Raw genomic sequence first — 18,213 nt, forward strand, 5'->3', positions numbered from 1 at the left:
ATTGCCTTATTTTTTATAAATGTTTGATTCCAATAAATGTTTATTTTTATTCTCGTCAACAATGCTTCTTTGCATTTTAATTTTTTCAATATACGGTTCTGGAAACCCATGCTCCAAAGCCCCGTTTAGCACATGTTGTTTATACCAATCAAAAGGAAGCTGATTACTTACGAAAGTATTTGCAACATAACAATGGGCTTTAATCGTTCTTCGATTCATTAAGTCGACGTTGAATATGACACGATCATAGCGAGCACCTTCAATGTTATCTAGCTCCGTCATTTCTAATTGGGACAAGCCATACACAACGCCATAGACAACCATGGGCGCAGGCGCACCAGCAATATTGCACTTGGCGGAACCATCTTTGCTCAGCATATCAAATGTGAGTTGATGTCCTTGCAAAACCGCGGTGCCAATTAAGCGTGCATTCGGCAGCCTTTTTTTAAGCCGCAAAGTTGATAAATTTGAACCGTAGGCAAAATAAAAATAATCGTCAGTTTGCATTGCACTACCTATATTACAACTCGCATTGCCAAAAGCAGCAACACCACCCCGATCCCTCTATCAAACCAATGTCCGGCACGGTGAAAAAACCGTCGAACTCTCGGCCTAGATAAAATTACTGATAACAGAGAAAACCAAACCCAAGTTGCCAAAGCCATATACAAGCCGTAAAAAATTTGTACTGCCTGTGGCGTTTCAGGATCTATCATCAAGGTGAATAAAGATAGAAAAAACAGCGTCGCTTTTGGGTTTAATGCATTGACTAAAAAGCCACGTCGCAAGGCTTTAAAATCAGACTCAGTGTTAGACGATGCATCAAGATGTTGTTCAGGCTCCGTGTTCTTTTTAGCACGTAATGCCTGTACGCCCATATAAGCTAAATAAGCGCCAGCAACATACTTAAACAAGTCAAAAAGTTCAGGTGAATTGGCCAGTAGTATCGCCACACCCAGTAGACAATATGAAACATGCACAAAAATGCCTAAACCGACACCCGCGCTAGTATACAAAGCATTCCGTCTGCCCTGCTGGACACTTTGTTTCAAAACAATCGCAAAATCAGGTCCCGGACTTGCAACCGCAAGAAAATGAGCCAGTGCGATGATTAAAAATTCATCGAGATATTCAACCACGACCGCGTTCCTCTAATGCCAGTAACATAGGATCTGGCGACGTTTCTAATATTTTTTTCAATTGCTTTTGCGCCTTTTTAAACATGCTTTTTAAGTGAGGTTTAAGGTGCTTCCCACCTTGTTGCTCTCCTTTAAAGTGGCACACTAAAGCATGTAAAAATATACTTTCTTGCTCACTCAGCGCGGCTTGACGATTTGCATATGGATTGTAGCACGAGCCGCACCCGCCTCTAAAATGATACGCGGTGTTACATAACATGGTGCCAAAGCCCATAAATATCGCCAATACATCTGCCGCCACAGATAAATTTTGCTGTCCGCCTGGCGGTAACTTCCCAACATGATGAATTAGCATCAGCGCCATACCACCAGCCATACTGGCCACAAGATCTTGTGGTTGATTAATTTGGTTTGGATTATAAGACAACAAAATTGGCTGACTTGGTTTACTCACCAACGAAATATCCTCTCCTCTTAGCCCACCAGACAATGTGAACCGAGGAAATGCCTGCTGCATAGGCATATGTTGTGGCGCACTTAACTGAACTGGCCAGTGAGATAAACCTGCGTAGCTTCTTACACGTTCAAACACAGATTGTGCCATCTCTTCAACGCTGGTGACCCTGTCAGGAAAGTGTTTTTCTGTCGGCTGTACAACTTGGGTTTTTTGTAAAAAATACTCACTATCAAAATGTTCTGCAGCCCACAGGAATAAATCAATTAGCGATTGTGACTCAGGGGACTCTAACAGAGGCTTTGGCTTAAAAATTGATAACATACGCTTTTTCGACATCTCTAGAGGATAATAACTCAACACCTTACCAAGGCCTATTCAGTTAAAGCAAGGTAAGACGATGATAAAATAACATTAAAAGCACGGTAGCAAAATCTCTGCGGACCATACTTGAAGATATGGAGTTCTAGACTTGGCTAACAGCGAGAAGCCAATTATCATGAAGCACCAAGAATAAATAATCGCAACCTTATGCCACACATCATTATTGAACATTCAGCATCTCTAGATACCGACTTTTCACAACTACTCAAATCCATACACCAAAGCACCATTGACACAAATCTATTTGATGCAAGCACCATTAAAACACGTCGAGTGGCTTTCCCGGAGTGCATACTGGGAAATGGTAAAACTGACTTTGTTCATGTCCAAGTCCATCTCTTAACAGGAAGAACGCAAACCCAAAAACAACACCTAAGCGAATCCTTACTGAGCACATTGCAAACCCTATTTTCTGAATCCGTCAGTTTGAGTGTGCACCCCTATGATTTAGACCCTGCTATTTATCGAAAAAATTAAATGATTCATAATGTGTACCTAGCAATACCATCAAGTAAGAGAAAATAGATGAAATTCCCATGCCGAATAGACAAATTCGTTAGTCATATAAACGAACTGCCGCGTAGCAAAGTAAAAATCCTGATCAAAAAGGGAGAAGTGTCTATCAATGGCATAGTAACAAAAAAAAGTGATGTTCAAATCACTCGCGAAGACAGTGTTGAAGTAAGCGGTAAACCACTGAAATATTTAGGTAAAAGATACTTCATGTTGAACAAACCACAAGGCTATGTCTGCGCTAATAGCGATGAATTACACCCTACTGTTTTTGATTTACTTGATGAGCCGAACTTAAAAGATTTTCATGTCGCAGGTAGACTTGATATCGATACTACAGGGCTCGTACTGATCACCAATGATGGTGAGTGGTCACACCAAATTACCTCGCCAAAAAAGCAAAAATACAAGACATACCTTGTTGAAACAAAAGAAATAATTACAGAAGAAGCGCTGGAGCAATTACGCCAAGGTGTCGCTTTACACAATGAAAAGCAATTAACTCGACCAGCACAAGCGCAAGCTGTTGATAAATATGCACTGCGGCTCTCTATCTGCGAAGGGAAATATCATCAAGTGAAACGTATGTTAGCAGCAGTATCAAATCATGTTGTTGAATTGCATAGAGAAAAAATAAGTGATATTGAACTTGATCACGAACTGTCAGCAGGTGAATACCGCCCTCTTACAGAGCATGAAATAGACATAATCAATGCAAAATAGGTCGTAATAAGGTCGTCATATGAGGAAAAATCATCTAATTTTTACTTATATACGGCAAAGCCCTACTTACATAGCGCGCTCAAACATGATAAATCATAAAGGTAGAGTGCCATAAACTTTTAACTTCCTCGCTAAGGTGCATATTGTGTTTTCGACTCTGACTTTAAGACTAAAAATAATATTTTTTGCAGCTGCTATTTTTATCGCCTTAATCTCCATCGCGGTGCTCGGGCTGCAATCACTTCGTCACGCCAGTGAAACGGATAATATCGCTCGAATTAATCAATTGATGAAAAGTACCGTCAATATCGTAGAACAATTTGAGCAGTTTGTGCGAGCTGGCGAATTAACTGAACAGGAAGCAAAAAAACTGGCAGCACAAATTCTTAGAGAAAATAAATATCACGACTCCGAATATGTGTACGTCGTCGATGAGCAGCTTAATTTCGTTGCTGCCCCCCATGACCCACAACTACACGGCACCAGCTTTAACGACTTTAAAGACGCCGATGGCAACAGTATTGGACGACTGGTGGAGAGAAAGGTTGGCAACAAAACGAATCGCATCATTACCTATCACTGGAACTCTCGACGAGACGGAGAAGTGGTTGATTTAACATCTGTGGTGCAAAAAACCTCTCTATTCGGGTGGTATGTTGGCACAGGTATCAGTTACAAAGAAGTTGATGCGAGATATTGGGAAACCGCTAGCTGGCTGCTCACACTGTCTCTGATTATCGCAATCGCACTCACTTTCACCGTCACGCGCTATGGACTGTCGCTGTCCAATAAACTGGGTGCGGAGCTAAATGAGGTGCTTGATATCGTACGTCATGTCTCTCACGGCAATCTCACATCACTAATAGATACGTCTCGTGCTAAGGATTACAGCATTATGGCTGCCATGAGCTATATGCAAGACGGTCTAAAAGGTGTTGTTAGCGGACTTATGGTGGTCAGTGACAAGTTAAAAGAGCAAAGTTATGACGGTGAAGCGCGCTCTAATGATCTCGAAAGCCTAACATTGAGTTTAAGTGAAGAAACTCAGATGGTTGCATCTGCTATAACAGAATTAACGGCTTCAGCTCAAACAGTCGTAGAACATGCTGAGCAAGCTGCTTTTTCAGTACAAGAGGCAGAAAACCAAGGTCAAAACGCTGATCGGCTTACCGCAAATGCAAGTGAAGCCATTGTGCTACTTGAGCAACAAATTGATAGCGCAGGCAACAATATTCAAGCACTTGATGAAGAAGTGAATAATATTGCCAATGTGCTCAGTGTTATTCAGAGCATTGCGGAACAAACTAACTTACTTGCACTAAACGCAGCAATTGAAGCAGCTCGTGCTGGCGAACAAGGCAGAGGGTTTGCCGTGGTTGCTGATGAAGTACGCCAACTTGCTCAGCGCACCCAATCTAGCACAGAAGAAATTCATACGATGATTGGCAACTTGCAAGCAGCGACACAAGAAGCCAAATCTTCAGTTTCTTTGAGTATTGCTACCAGTGAAAAAACGGTTTCGATGTCCAATGAGGCCAGCGAAGCACTACGCAGTGTAGCCACTTCACTGAGCGCAATTTCTCAAATGAGTGACCAAATAGCCTTGGCAGCAAAAGAGCAATTAATGGCAGGAGAAGACACCGCAAGACGGGTAGTAACCATCTCTGATACAGCTGCACAAACAGCAAATGTATCGCAACAAGCCCACAGTGCAACTGACAGCATTAAGGCGCAAGCGGCGCAATTAGAAAGTGAAATGGCGAAATTTAAGCTTTAATTTCACACTTTTACCATAATGCATTTTCCCAAAGTAGAATAGGTACATCTAACCTTTTCTATTTTGGGTATTTTTTTTCACAAATTGGCCTGAATTTAGCATCCTATTTTTTTGTAAAAAAATGTTTAACTCTAAATTATTTGGTGTTAAATTCATTGAGTCGCCCAGAATAAATCGAACGTAAAGTACCAACTTTGTTTTTTATTTTGGTTCTTTTTAATGATTTTTGGTGATACTTCTTCTGGTAAAGCAGTAAGGCTTTGCGTTGTGCCTATTGCCATTGGAAACTAGAGAATGTCTCACATTCAAATAGCTGACTAGACGATAATGAAATAAGGATAATCACAATGAAGATGATTGCTAACAAACAATGCCGTTTAATTGCAGGCGGCTCAGGTTTATTAGGTCCTGCGGACCCTTTTTCAGAAAAGCGGAACTCACAACGAGAGGCGCTTGTTGCAAATAATAATGCGGGCCAAAAAAAGCCCAGCCAATACCCTTAACTTATTTTTCTGATAAGCATCACTTATGGCAAAACAGTTTGCATTCAAAGATTTACTACTACCTTATGTTGTAATGGTAGTGGTGATCTTTATTATTCAAGACGCGACATATTTCTTTTTTCTCGCCTATATCTCTATTATCTCTTTGGTATTTTTGATTGGACATAGACTCCGAGATGTCAATATATGCTCCATTTCATTTATCGCGATGATCCCGGTCTTATTTGAAAACATTATCTTCACGACGGGCTTGATCAGCTTGGTATCAACACCCGGAGATAGACTTATCCAAAATAGTTTGATTTACGGTGTTCACTTATTTAAAGAGCTCATTATTTTAGTGCCGCTTACTTATCGGGTAGAAATATCTAAGCGCCTCTTTCCTAAGCACAAAATCCGATATACATTTGCTGACAGTATATTACCTTGGCTTTGCCTTATCAGTGCAGCAATGAGCTTCTTTGCGCTGATAGAGAATTATATACGTAATGGTAAGGGGTATGATATGACGTTCTTTTTCTATGCCTTTGACATCACAGGTTACTTAAATTATTCGCTCTTTTGTGGTGTTTTAGTAGTGTTGACATTTATCACATATAAAGAGGCGTATGACTTCAAAGTCCCTTCAATAAGGCGCTAAGTAATTTCAATGAAATGGGTTTGTTAGCGGCAGCATATGACTCTTTGACAACATATTGAGGTCAAAGTAGCGCTGTAATAGCGCATGGTACGCACCGCTGCTTTTCAGTTTAGCTAACCCCATTTCAAGCTTTTTGGCCAACCCTGGTTTGTCTTTATTGACGAAAAAATAAAACCTTGCAGGATAAGATAAATAGTAATCGGGCACTATCATTAATTCTGGGCGATTTTGGTTTACGATTTCCGATTGTGCCTCGACAATCGAGCGAGGAAAATAGTCTGCTTTTTTATCCAACACCATATCAAACATCGCCTGGTAATTTACGATCGGTTTTACGTTAAGCCCATTGCTTGACAGAATTTTGGTGTCTGGCCAATCGTGTCCCTGTACCGCTGTAAAACGGCTTAATTGCGCTATCTCTGTGACTGCTTTAAAACGAGCGTATTGGGCCTTATGGATGATCAATACTCGTTTACCTATTAGGCCATCAAACAAAGGGAATTTTACCGCTATTGCCAATTTCTCACGCGCGGGGCTTGTCATACTCCAATGTAAGTCAACTTGCCCTTTGCTGAGCGCCATTAATGTCCGCTGCTGGTGTGGATGCACTTTCACATGTTCGATATTAACGTCATGGTCAACAGCTTTTAATGCCTGTTGCAGTAGCTCATATAAAAAAAGGTCACGATCATAGAGCGGGCGCTGCTCTTTAGCGACATAGATGGTTTCTTTTTCGTTATCGTTTGCACTTGCTGCAATGGCTAGCGCAATTAGGCAAAAGTAAAAAATATGTCTGATCATAATGTTCCCCAAACGTGCTAATTAGCTCGGCAATTACGACGTTATAAATCACTATATATAAACAAAGAAAGAATTTCTCTTCGCCTTAAGTATATATATTTCACAATTTATATTCACGAAGCAATAAGTTTGCGCCAATTAGCTGCAAACTCAGTTGGGGCTGCACACATTATTCCTCAGTACCAAATTTAAGTGATGATACACGTACGTGCTTTAATTAACAGCGGCTTCAACTTCTAACCTCACCATTGGGGCACTCGGTTTACGTCGATTGCATACAAACAGGTAGCTATTTCTGTAGCGCTTAGCTTCTTTTTTTGCATCAGTAGCTAACGCTGCTACCTGATGGCTATTTTTACATGATTCTACGTCAGGTGTTACTAAGCCAATTGAAAGTGTCAGTAAAGGTACAAACTGTTTTTGCCCTTCTCTATTAGTTGCCCAGTAGCCACCGGCAGCAACATGTTCGGGAGTAAATAACGCCTTTGATCGCGCTTCAAACTGTTCAATGATCTGATGACACAGACACTCGGCATCGGCTTGGTCAAACACCACCATAAAGTCATCTCCACCGATGTGACCAACAAAACACTGGCTGTGCTGACATACCTGTAGCGTGACATCCGCAAGTAATTTAATGACACTGTCTCCACTGGCATAGCCATAAAGATCGTTAAACTGCTTAAAGTGATTCAAGTCGATATAAGCCAGTGAAAAAGTATGTTTGGCACGAAGTCGCTGCTCAATAGCCTCATTGATTGCAACATTGCCAGGTAACATAGTCAGTGGGTTGGCATGTTGCGCATGGCGGATCTTATCCTCTGTAATATGTTTTAGAATATCCCTCAGAGGCGCCAGACCAATATACTCCCCCTCTTTGGTGATCACTATATGTCGTCTAATATCAAACTCATTTTCGGTAATGAGTTGACTGACAAAATCGAGCTGTTGTTGCTCATCAACGATCAAAGGCTGCTTATCCATGAGTTTGACAACAGGCTTTTTGTCAAATAGAGCGTGTCCATAAGGAGCCGCGAATACTTCTGTTAATTGGTCACGGTGTAACAGCCCTACAGGTTGTCGCGTATCGTTTAATACAGCAATGCTTGTTAACCTTTTATTTTGTTCAAAACGTCGATGTGCGTCCAAACATTGGGTGTTCATGTGAATAGCTGGTACATCATGTGCTAACCAGCCAATCGCCATCGACTGTTCAAACTGACTTACGGTTGGTTCAGATTTAATTTGGTCATTGAGAATATGGCTAGGGCTAACAGCCAAATCATTTGATTCTCGGCTTGGCCTCGCCAACAAAAAGCCTTGAGCATTGATAATGCCCATTTTTTTGAGCAACTTTAATTCTTCCACTCGCTCGATCCCCTCGGCAATCACCGCGGTATTGGTCGCTTTAGCCAGCTCAATGATCGACTTGAGGAACTCTCTTTTTACGATACTTTGATCACAGTAATCGATAAAGTAACGATCTACTTTAACAAAGTCCGGACACAGTTCAGACCACTGCTTTAACCCTGAGTAACCTGCCCCCAAATCATCAATGGCAATTTGGAAACCTAGTTGGCGATAGTGTGAAATGGTTTTCAGCAATAAAAACCCGTCGTCCACTTTGTCCTGCTCTGTTACTTCAATAACAACTCGGTTGCAATTTAATCCCGCTTCTTCGATTAAATGAAGTGTTTCCCCTTTTGGGTGTTGAGGATCGAGTAAGGCCTTAGGGCTTACATTCAGAAAAAGCTTGCCGGGTAAATTCAATGCAGCAAACTGCGCAATCGCCTTTTTTCGACAAAGTAGTTCAAGTTCAGATAGTCGGTCATATTTACTGGCAACTGCAAACATCTTATCAGGCTGCACTAACTCGTTATCTAAACTACCTCGGCTCAATGCTTCAAAGCCTAGTACCTGCTCTTTTGCTATATCAAAAATGGGTTGAAACATTGGATATACAGCTTCGTTTTGCAAAATGTCATCCAACATGACGTATAAAGGATCCACCGAAACAACCAAACTTAATTCAAGTGCTCAATAATCGAGCAAAATATCAAAGATTTATGACAGTTAGATTGCAATCCAATGGAAATTACCAATTTCAGGGATAAATGTGGAGTGAAGGTGAATTTGTGGGCAAGCCAATGAGATGAAAACAGGATGTTTTCATCTCAATACGCGATTAATTCAAAGCGCGTTCTACTTGATCAAAATGTGCAATCACTTCGACAATTTCTAGCTCAGCGTCTTGGTAATGCGTTTTCTCAGTGAAGCCTAGTTTAGCAATCGCTTGAACAGTTGCTGGGTGCACCAACAGATCTTTGGCATGATAGCATACAGGATCGCTGTATTTAGGCAGTTTACCATCTTCGTGGTAGCCGCTTTCAATCTCTTCCAAAGGCAGTGTAGGGATCACATCCGCAGCTTTATCGAGCGCGTCTAGATAATCTTTACATTGAGGGTATTTGGTCACAAAATTCGCTAGCACATCACGAGATGTTGCTACTAACTCAGCTGATTCTTGCTCTAGAGCGGCAGCTGATTTTTGTTCCCTGATGTTTGCTAACAATGAAGTAGCCTGAGTTTTATACTGGCCCAGTGCGTTTTCACTTGCAGGTGCTTTTGCTTCAGACTTAGCTTCTTGCGTGCTTGGTTGTTCTGAACATGCAAATAGTGCCAAAGCAGCGCATGCAATTCCTAGCTGTTTATACATACAATCCTCAATTCATTATTATTGATAACAATTCTCATTATACAGTCTTGTCATGAATTTGAAACCAAAAAGGCCACAATAAATGTGGCCTTTTTGATTCAGTTCAAAATAGATTTGAGTTGAATGAGCAAATACTAAGTACTGCTCAAATACTCATAATTAAGGCATAGCGTCTAAATCTGCACCTTCTTTCTCTACTTCTACTGGGATCAAGTCTTCTTTACTTACACCCATTGCAACCGCAACAGAGCTCGCAACATAGACAGAAGAGTATGTACCAATGAATACACCAAACAACAGTGCAGTTGCAAAACCGTGGATTGTTTGACCACCCCACACAAACAAGGCAATAAGTACCAAGATTGTTGTGATTGAAGTCACAAGCGTACGGTTCATTGTCTGCGTCAATGAAATGTCGATGATTTCCAATGTGTCATCAATACGAACTTTACGGAAGTTTTCACGGATCCTGTCAGAAACAACGATGGTATCATTCAGCGAGTAACCGATTACAGCCAAGATTGCTGCAAGAATCGTCAAATCAAACTCTAAGCCCAATAACGAGAACAGGCCCATCGTTAAAATTACATCGTGAAATAGTGCCGCAACCGCTCCGACCGCAAAACGCCACTCAAAGCGAAATGCAACGTACACTAAGATACATAAAAGCGCAGTAAGCATCGCTAGACCACCCTGCTCTTTCAGATCTTCACCGACACTTGGTCCGACAAATTCAATTCTACGCATTTCAACACTGCTATCAGCCAACTTCAATGCATCGATTAACTGGTTACCAATGGTCTCAGCTTTGACATCATCACGCGGTGCGATACGTACCAACACTTCTTGGCTTGAACCAAACAAGGTAACCGCAGCATCTGCGAAGCCATTCTCAGCCAATACTTTACGAATTTTAGGCAAATCCGCAGGTTGTGAGAATCCAACTTCAACTGCCGTACCGCCGGTAAAGTCCAGACCAAAGTTTAAACCCTTGGTCATAAACGATGCGATAGAAGCCAAAATCAATAAAGCAGAAAACGCCATCGACATCTTTCTTGCCGACATAAAGCGGATCGTGCTCGATAACTTTAATAATTGCATGCGCGCTCCTATATCGACAATTTGTTGATGCGTTTACCACCGATAAAGGCGTTGATCACGGCACGAGTACCAATGATCGCGGTAAACATTGAAGTCAAAATACCAATCGCAAGTGTTACTGCGAAGCCCGCAATTGGACCCGTACCCACTGAAAACAGGATAATTGCAGCGATTAGTGTTGTGATATTCGCATCGAAAATCGTACTGAATGCGCTGTCGTAACCAAAGTGAACAGCCTGCTGTGGACTTCGTCCATCGGCTAATTCTTCACGAATACGCTCAAAAATAAGCACGTTTGCATCAACAGCCATACCAACGGTCAAAACAATACCTGCGATACCAGGTAGGGTGAGTGTCGCACCACTGATCATTGACATCACACCAATGATCATCACAAGGTTTGCAGCCAGTGCCAAGTTAGCAACTAAACCAAACCCTTTGTAATACATCAACATGAATCCAAGTACAAAGGCAAAGCCTAGTACTACCGCCGTCATACCAGCTTCAATGTTTTCCTGACCCAAGCTTGGACCAACCGTACGCTCTTCAACAATTTGAATTGGTGCAACCAAAGCACCCGCTCTTAGCAGTAAGCTCAAATTATGGGCTTCAGCTGGATTATCAATACCTGTAATACGGAAAGAGTTATTCAAGCGAGATTGAATAGTCGCTACGTTGATGACTTCTTCTACCTTAATAGGTGGCAGCGCTTTACCGTTCGCATCTTTCTTACCTGAAGGTTTATATTCGATGAATACCGTTGCCATGCTCTTGCCAACAGCACGCTTGGTAAAGGCGCTCATCTTCGCGCCACCTTTGCTGTCAAGGTTAATACTCACTTGCGGGCGCTGATATTCATCCATACCAGACTGTGCGCCTGTAATATGAACACCTTCGAGGATAATACGTTTTTTCAATACTACAGGGTAGCCATCTTTGTGATACAACACTTCACTGCCCGCAGGTACGCGGCCCTGTGTAGCTGTACGTGTATCCGCTCTGTCATCCACTTCACGGAACTCTAGCGTTGCGGTAGCACCTAAGATTTCTTTCGCACGAGCCGTGTCTTGTACACCTGGTAATTGCACGATAATGCGCTCAGAACCTTGTCTTTGTACGTTTGGTTCAGCAACACCTAGCTGGTTAATACGGTTACGAATAATGGTTTCATTTTGCTTGATGGCATAATCGCGAAGTTCGCGAACCTTTAAGTCACTCAGGCTAGAGAAAAATGCCAACTCGTTACTGCTGTCATTAACAAATACATTGCCTGGGTAGCGACTTTTCAAAAAGCGTTCAGCAGCTTTTTTGTCTTCGACAGAGCGCATCACAACCTGAATACGGTCACTATTGGCTACTTCACGAATAGTGCGATAGCGAAGCTTCTCACCGCGTAAATCGCTCTTATAGTCTTGCTCCATCTGCTCAAGCGCTTTGCCAAGTGCTGTTGCCATGTCTACTTCCATTGTGAAGTGAACACCACCGCTGAGATCCAAACCCAATTTCATTGGATTTGCCCCAATGCTCTTAAGCCAGTCCGGTTGCGCTGGAGACATGTTGATTGCAGAAATGTAGTCTTCGCTTAGTGTTCCACGCAGGATATCCTGTGCCTTAAGCTGATCTTCTACATTCTTGAAGCGAATGAGAACTTGCCCTTCTTCAAGGACAGCAGATTTGATAGGTAAATTATTGTCTTGTAGTGTTTTATTTGCTTGATCAAGCACGCTTAAATCGGCGCTGGCCCCTTTCTTTCCAGAGATCTGTATGGCCGGATCGCGACCATACATATTAGGGGTGGCATAAAGAATGCCCACGGCCAATACAGCGAGTACAAGTAAATATTTCCACATTGGATACTTGTTTAGCACTGGATTATCCCTTTGTTATTGTTATAGCGACTTCATCGTACCCTTAGGTAAAACTGCTGCCACTGCTGACTTTTGTACAGTTACTTCAACTTGATCATTCAAGGCAATTACCACGAAATCCTTGTCTTCAGCAACTTTCGAAACTTTACCAACCAGACCACCTGACGTTAAGACTTCATCGCCTTTGCCAAGTGCACCCATTAGGTCTTTATGCTCTTTAACACGCTTCGCTTGCGGACGGTAAATTAGGAAATAAAATACCAAACCGAAAATAGCTAACATGATAAGCATTTCCATGCCACCACCTGCTGGCGCTGCTGCCGCTGTGCTTGCATGGGCACTAGAAATAAATAAGCTCATTGCTTTTCCTCATCTAATTTTTTATATAAAACTGTTATTCTGCTTCTACATCAGCAAGAGGGGGAACAGGTAGCCCTCTACGCGCATAAAAGTCAGCGACAAATTCATCAAATGTGCCCTCAGTAAGGGCATTTCTCATACCTTCCATCAAACGTTGATAGTAACGCAAGTTATGGATGGTATTTAAACGCGCTCCAAGTATCTCATTACACTTATCTAAGTGATGTAGATAGGCACGCGAGTAATTTTTACATGTATGACAATCACACTCTGCATCAAGCGGGCTTGTATCTGTTTTATGAACAGCATTACGGATTTTAATCACACCGTCGGTAACAAACAAGTGGCCATTTCGTGCATTTCGTGTCGGCATTACACAGTCGAACATATCAATACCGCGGCGTACGGCTTCTACCAAGTCTTCAGGCTTACCCACACCCATTAAGTAACGAGGTTTTTGTTCCGGCATTTTGTAGGCACAGTGGTCCAAAATTTTAACCATTTCTTCTTTTGGCTCGCCCACTGATAGTCCACCTAACGCATAACCATCAAAACCAATTTCTTCTAGACCTTTTTGTGATTCAGCGCGCAGTTCAGGGTACATACCACCTTGAATAATCCCAAATAAAGCTGACGGGTTATCAGCATGGGCTTCTTTTGAGCGCTTCGCCCAACGCAGTGATAACTCCATAGAGTCTTTGGCTTCTTTTTCAGTTGCAGGATAAGGCGTACATTCATCAAATATCATCACGATATCTGAGCCTAAGTCACGCTGCACTTCCATGGCTTTTTCAGGAGACAACATGATCTTTTCACCGTTGACAGGTGACTTGAACAATACACCTTCTTCAGAAATTTTACGCATTGCACCTAGGCTAAATACTTGGAAACCACCTGAGTCGGTTAGAATTGGCTTATCCCAATTCATAAAGTCATGCAGGTCACCATGCTGTTTAATGATTTCTGTGCCAGGACGTAACATCAAGTGAAACGTATTACCCAAGCAAATATGTGCACCTGTATCTTTCAATTCATCTGGTGTCATACCTTTAACGGTGCCATACGTACCAACAGGCATGAATGCTGGTGTTTCTACAACGCCGCGATCAAATACCAAGCGTCCGCGACGTGCTTTGCCATGTGTGCAATCTAATTCAAATTTCATAACTACCTCGTGTCGGAAAAACAGTCCAACAAAACTCAACCTGTGACGCCCATTTACAATGGGGTCATATAAACCGTCAGATTCTATCAATAAAGCCAGCGCAATTCTAATATTGGGGCTAAAAAGGAATAAATAAAGTCACAACCAAAAAAGGTGGGGTATAAATATGAAAAAACCGGCACTTAGCCGGCTTTTTAAAACTATATTATTGTTTTTTAGTTAAAAACATCGCATCGCCATAACTGAAAAAGCGATACTGCTCAGCGATAGCCTGCTGATACGCATTCATGATATGTTCTTGGCCCGAGAACGCGCTGACTAGCATGATCAGTGTTGACTCTGGCAAGTGAAAGTTGGTGATCATCACATCGACGACATTAAACTTGTAACCTGGATAAATAAAAATATCAGTATCACCGTAGAATGTTTTAAGTTCTCCGCCGTGAACTTTTGCAGCCGACTCTAAAGATCTCACCGATGTAGTGCCCACGGCAATAACGCGGCCACCACGGCTTTTGCATTTAGCAACTGCATCAACAACTTCATCTGGTACTTCAATATATTCAGAGTGCATATGATGCTCTTGTACATCATCAACACGAACTGGTTGGAAAGTCCCTGCGCCCACATGCAAAGTAACAAAGGCCATATCTACGCCCTTGTCTTTAAGCTGTGCCATCAAACTATCATCAAAATGCAGGCCCGCTGTAGGTGCAGCAACAGCACCTGGCTTTTCCCCATACACGGTTTGATAACGCTCTTTATCCCCTTCTTCGTCTGGACGATCTATGTAAGGCGGTAGCGGCATATGGCCTATTTCATCTAAGATATTTAGAACTGAGTGCTCGCCTTTAAACTCCAGTTCAAACAGTTCACCATGACGGGCAACCATGGTTGCATTCGCTTTGCCTTCAAGGATCAGCTCGGCCCCCGGCTTAGGTGATTTACTTGAACGAACATGTGCAAGTACACGATGCTCATCTAAAATGCGCTCAACTAAAACTTCGACTTTACCACCTGTAGATTTTTGACCAAACATACGAGCCGGGATCACTTTGGTGTTATTGAAAATGATTAAATCATCAGGTTCAATCAGATCAATAATATCCTTAAATATTTTGTGTTCTAATTCCCCACTGTTTCCATTCAATGTTAAAAGGCGGCTACTTGTTCGCTCCGCTTTCGGGTGGCGAGCGATCAATTCATCTGGTAGTTCAAAACTAAAGTCAGCAACGCGCATATCAGACCTCATATTCGTGCAATAAGGCGGCAAGTCTAGTGCTGCAAGATAACGAAATCAAGCAACAAACATGATCTATTCATACTTTTTCACCTCTTGTCAGCTCTGCCAAATAGCATTACTCTACGGACTGATTTACATGTATTAGAATTCGTCAAGGCGCTCGAACAAGCCTTGGTATGTTGCTTAAAAGGCAATATAAAACATGTAAATAAGCAATATTGGGCAACATTTAAAAACTTAAAACATGGGTTTGGGGTCGTAACGCCATGGCTAAACAGCTTACTTTATTACTCGTCAATGCAGATCATGGTGAGCGTCAAACCGTAATAAGAACGTTACAAAAGCTCAATGTATTTCAAATAATAGAGCTCAATGATACGCAGGCAGCTTTGCAGGTGTTGAAGCAACGGGCCGTTGATTTGGTAATAAGCGGCTTAAATGTCGGAAAAATAGATGGCTGGCGCTTTTCCCGTATGATCCGTTCTGGATTACTTAAAACACCCAAGAATACTCCTATCGTGTTAATTCCCCCGACTTATTGCGAGCGCATAGCTGAAACCACAGCTCGAAGCTATAGCATAGATGCAGTCTTACCTTTGGAACGTCACGATGTACTACCACAAGTTTTGGCCAATGTGTTGTCCACACATTTAGAAAAGAGTAGTCGCTTAAACTTGTTATTGCTCGAGCCCAATGAACAAAAAGCTGCCGATATTAGCGAGCACTTGGCCCTGAGTTTCACATGCAATCAGGTAGCCACTGAAAATGCGGCGCTCTCAGAGTTTTTACAAAACGACTATTCAATTGTGTTGCTAGATGCAACATCTACACGCGCAGAGACCACCAAAGAACTTGTCGAGAATATTCTGCAACATAAGCCCAGCCAAGCTATAGTCACCATTATTGACAATCAAAATGCAGATTATGCCGAACAACTGTTGCTATTAGGGGTAACAGATTTCGTCCGTGTCCCCTACAACTTATCTGTCCTGAGCAAAGTCTGCGATCACGCTGCGAGGCGCGAAGACTTTATGGTGAGCTACGCGGAGTTTGCTCATAAAGTGGAACAGTTAAGCCGACGAGAACAAAGTTATAAAGAACTGTTTTCAGCCCACCAACGCATTTTATTACATTTAAATACCGTGGTCCTTGAATTGGATGCCACTGGTTGTATTCGCTTTATTAACCCAGCTTGGGAGCAATTGACCGGTCACAAGTTAAAATCAACTCTGGCCACACGCCTCTGTGACTATGTTCAAAAGAGTGATTTACCAGCTTTAAATAAAGCCATTGAAGAGGTGCTAAGCGGCCCTTATACATCGACCGTTGAACTTCAACTAATTCATCACTCTGGTGCATCTGTGTGGGTGGAGTGCCGTTTTCAGCTAATTAAAAACCAAACAAATATCGCTTCAATCACAGCCACAATAGATAATATTCACGAGCGCAAAGAAGCTGAGTTACAGCTACGTCACTTGGCATTACACGACACGCTGACAGGCTTGCATAACCGTTACTTTTTTGACCAACAGCTCAACCACTTTTGCAAAGATGCAAAACTCAAAGATGATACCGAGCACGCGCTGATTTACATAGATCTGGACCATTTCAAGATCATTAATGACAGTAAGGGGCACCAGCAGGGCGATATTGTCTTGCAAGAAGTGGCGCAATTATTCAGAGCGCATATCAGTCAAGAGCACTTAATCTTCCGGATCGGTGGCGATGAGTTTGCGATTTTACTGAAAAATACACGTTTGTTAGATGCCCATATGATGGCTGAGAGTATTTGCAGTGCCATAGAAGGTCATCAATTTCATTCCGAAGAAGCCAGCTATACCATCAGCTGCTCCATTGGCTTAACGCAAATTTCCCGCGTCAACTGCGATCCCAATGAGTGCCTTAAGCAATCAGACATCGCGCTGTATATTGCAAAAAACCTTGGCCGTAATCTGGTTCATTGCTACTCCAAAGAAGATGCCAAAAATAGTACCCTACAAACGGGTTTAGAGTGGGGTCATAGTGTTCGCGAAGCGCTTAAGAACAATCAATTTGAGTTACACTATCAGCCGATCTGGGACTTTAAGCTCAACAAAATCGCCTATTTTGAAGCCTTGTTACGTTTAGTTATCGACGACAAACTGATATACCCTAATCAATTTATTCCGGCCTTGGAGCTGCTCAACGATACTTATTTAATGGACCAGTCGGTTATCAGAGAAAGCATTCGAGCTGTGGCTAATCACCCCGAGCTACATCAGATTTCTCTGAACTTGTCTGCCCAGTCATTTCTTGATGAACGCTTGATGCCACATATACAAGCGTGTTTACGAGACTTCCAAGTCCCGGCACACTGCATCATATTTGAAATTACTGAATCGGCAAGTATAAACAACCTCAGTGCAACACAAGCTATGATCAACCAATTGAACCAGCTGGGTTGTCACTTTTCAATCGATGACTTTGGCACTGGATTCAGTACATTTAGCTACTTGAAGCAACTGCCTGCACAGCATGTAAAGATTGACGGCTCCTTTGTTCGCGATATGTTAAATGACCCCATTGACCTTGCGCTGGTTAAGGCCGTCAATGATATCAGTCACTCTTTGGACAAGTGTTCTGTCGCAGAGTACGTTGAAAGTAAAGAAATTTTTGATGAGCTAAAAAACATCGGTGTGGATTATGGGCAAGGTTACTATATCTCTAAACCACTTCCAGTCGAGCAGCTTAAGCAGGCTATGAAAACTATTTTATCCTTAAAAACAGCATGCTAATTAAAATGGGGAAAAAAGTCACTGCAACCCCCAAAAAACTCAACTATAATAA

17 protein-coding genes are annotated in these 18,213 nt (G+C 42.1%); 6 read left to right on the plus strand and 11 right to left on the minus strand.

Translation table 11 applies throughout. The features are described 5' to 3' along the window. Positions 1-6 precede the first annotated feature (6 nt). The 3 genes from MHN81_RS04095 to MHN81_RS04105 are packed head-to-tail and all read right to left on the minus strand — an operon-like array spanning position 7 to position 1,917. The gene (locus MHN81_RS04095) at positions 7-507 is read right to left on the minus strand and encodes a gamma-glutamylcyclotransferase family protein (RefSeq protein ID WP_023397457.1); all 501 of its coding nucleotides are present in this window, start codon (positions 505-507) and stop codon (positions 7-9) included. Positions 508-515: 8 nt separating this feature from the next. Beyond that, positions 516-1,139: a LysE family transporter gene (locus MHN81_RS04100; protein ID WP_023397456.1), complete on the minus strand. Its 624-nt coding sequence runs from the start codon at positions 1,137-1,139 to the stop codon at positions 516-518. Then, positions 1,132-1,917, minus strand: coding sequence for a hypothetical protein (locus MHN81_RS04105; RefSeq protein WP_036975000.1), 786 nt, complete (start codon positions 1,915-1,917; stop codon positions 1,132-1,134). Before MHN81_RS04105 ends, MHN81_RS04100 begins: the two co-directional genes overlap by 8 nt. Positions 1,918-2,124: 207 nt before the next feature. On the opposite strand from MHN81_RS04105, the gene MHN81_RS04110 reads away from it, so the two are divergent. From MHN81_RS04110 to MHN81_RS04130, 5 genes are all read left to right on the plus strand, one after another. Continuing rightward, positions 2,125-2,454 (plus strand): 5-carboxymethyl-2-hydroxymuconate Delta-isomerase, encoded by a 330-nt coding sequence (locus tag MHN81_RS04110; RefSeq protein WP_023397454.1) that lies wholly within the window; start codon positions 2,125-2,127, stop codon positions 2,452-2,454. 48 nt (positions 2,455-2,502) lie between these two features. Further along, a complete protein-coding gene (rsuA, locus tag MHN81_RS04115) occupies positions 2,503-3,213 on the plus strand; it encodes a 16S rRNA pseudouridine(516) synthase RsuA (RefSeq protein ID WP_023397453.1) in 711 nt (236 codons plus the stop codon). Between the two features lie 145 nt (positions 3,214-3,358). Further along, the gene (locus MHN81_RS04120) at positions 3,359-4,990 is read left to right on the plus strand and encodes a methyl-accepting chemotaxis protein (protein ID WP_023397452.1); all 1,632 of its coding nucleotides are present in this window, start codon (positions 3,359-3,361) and stop codon (positions 4,988-4,990) included. Positions 4,991-5,337: 347 nt separating this feature from the next. Beyond that, positions 5,338-5,493, plus strand: coding sequence for a hypothetical protein (locus MHN81_RS04125; RefSeq protein ID WP_023397451.1), 156 nt, complete (start codon positions 5,338-5,340; stop codon positions 5,491-5,493). A gap of 25 nt (positions 5,494-5,518) precedes the next feature. Further along, positions 5,519-6,133, plus strand: a complete 615-nt coding sequence (locus MHN81_RS04130; RefSeq protein WP_023397450.1) for a hypothetical protein — start codon at positions 5,519-5,521, stop codon at positions 6,131-6,133. A 6-nt stretch (positions 6,134-6,139) separates the two neighbouring features. Here the strand turns inward: MHN81_RS04130 and MHN81_RS04135 are convergent, their stop codons facing one another. From MHN81_RS04135 to queA, 8 genes are all read right to left on the minus strand, one after another. After that, positions 6,140-6,934 (minus strand): transporter substrate-binding domain-containing protein, encoded by a 795-nt coding sequence (locus tag MHN81_RS04135; protein WP_023397449.1) that lies wholly within the window; start codon positions 6,932-6,934, stop codon positions 6,140-6,142. Positions 6,935-7,147: 213 nt separating this feature from the next. After that, complete coding sequence (locus tag MHN81_RS04140; RefSeq protein WP_343224724.1) at positions 7,148-8,944, minus strand: bifunctional diguanylate cyclase/phosphodiesterase; 1,797 nt, start codon at positions 8,942-8,944, stop codon at positions 7,148-7,150. Positions 8,945-9,119: 175 nt separating this feature from the next. Continuing rightward, on the minus strand, positions 9,120-9,650 hold the full coding sequence (locus MHN81_RS04145) for a hypothetical protein (protein ID WP_023397447.1): 531 nt from the start codon (positions 9,648-9,650) through the stop codon (positions 9,120-9,122). 159 nt (positions 9,651-9,809) lie between these two features. Then, a complete protein-coding gene (gene secF / locus MHN81_RS04150; RefSeq protein WP_023397446.1) occupies positions 9,810-10,751 on the minus strand; it encodes a protein translocase subunit SecF in 942 nt (313 codons plus the stop codon). Positions 10,752-10,759: 8 nt separating this feature from the next. After that, a complete protein-coding gene (gene secD, locus MHN81_RS04155) occupies positions 10,760-12,619 on the minus strand; it encodes a protein translocase subunit SecD (protein WP_023397445.1) in 1,860 nt (619 codons plus the stop codon). 21 nt (positions 12,620-12,640) lie between these two features. Then, a complete protein-coding gene (yajC, locus tag MHN81_RS04160; RefSeq protein ID WP_023397444.1) occupies positions 12,641-12,979 on the minus strand; it encodes a preprotein translocase subunit YajC in 339 nt (112 codons plus the stop codon). 34 nt (positions 12,980-13,013) lie between these two features. After that, the gene (gene tgt / locus MHN81_RS04165) at positions 13,014-14,144 is read right to left on the minus strand and encodes a tRNA guanosine(34) transglycosylase Tgt (RefSeq protein ID WP_023397443.1); all 1,131 of its coding nucleotides are present in this window, start codon (positions 14,142-14,144) and stop codon (positions 13,014-13,016) included. Between the two features lie 205 nt (positions 14,145-14,349). Then, a complete protein-coding gene (gene queA / locus MHN81_RS04170) occupies positions 14,350-15,384 on the minus strand; it encodes a tRNA preQ1(34) S-adenosylmethionine ribosyltransferase-isomerase QueA (RefSeq protein ID WP_023397442.1) in 1,035 nt (344 codons plus the stop codon). Positions 15,385-15,653: 269 nt separating this feature from the next. Here queA and MHN81_RS04175 point away from each other — a divergent pair, with 269 nt between their 5' ends. After that, positions 15,654-18,161, plus strand: a complete 2,508-nt coding sequence (locus MHN81_RS04175) for an EAL domain-containing protein (protein ID WP_023397441.1) — start codon at positions 15,654-15,656, stop codon at positions 18,159-18,161. The last annotated feature ends 52 nt before the right edge of the window (positions 18,162-18,213 follow it).

The organism is Pseudoalteromonas sp. Of7M-16 (genome assembly GCF_022347805.1).
Classification (GTDB): domain Bacteria; phylum Pseudomonadota; class Gammaproteobacteria; order Enterobacterales; family Alteromonadaceae; genus Pseudoalteromonas; species Pseudoalteromonas luteoviolacea_F.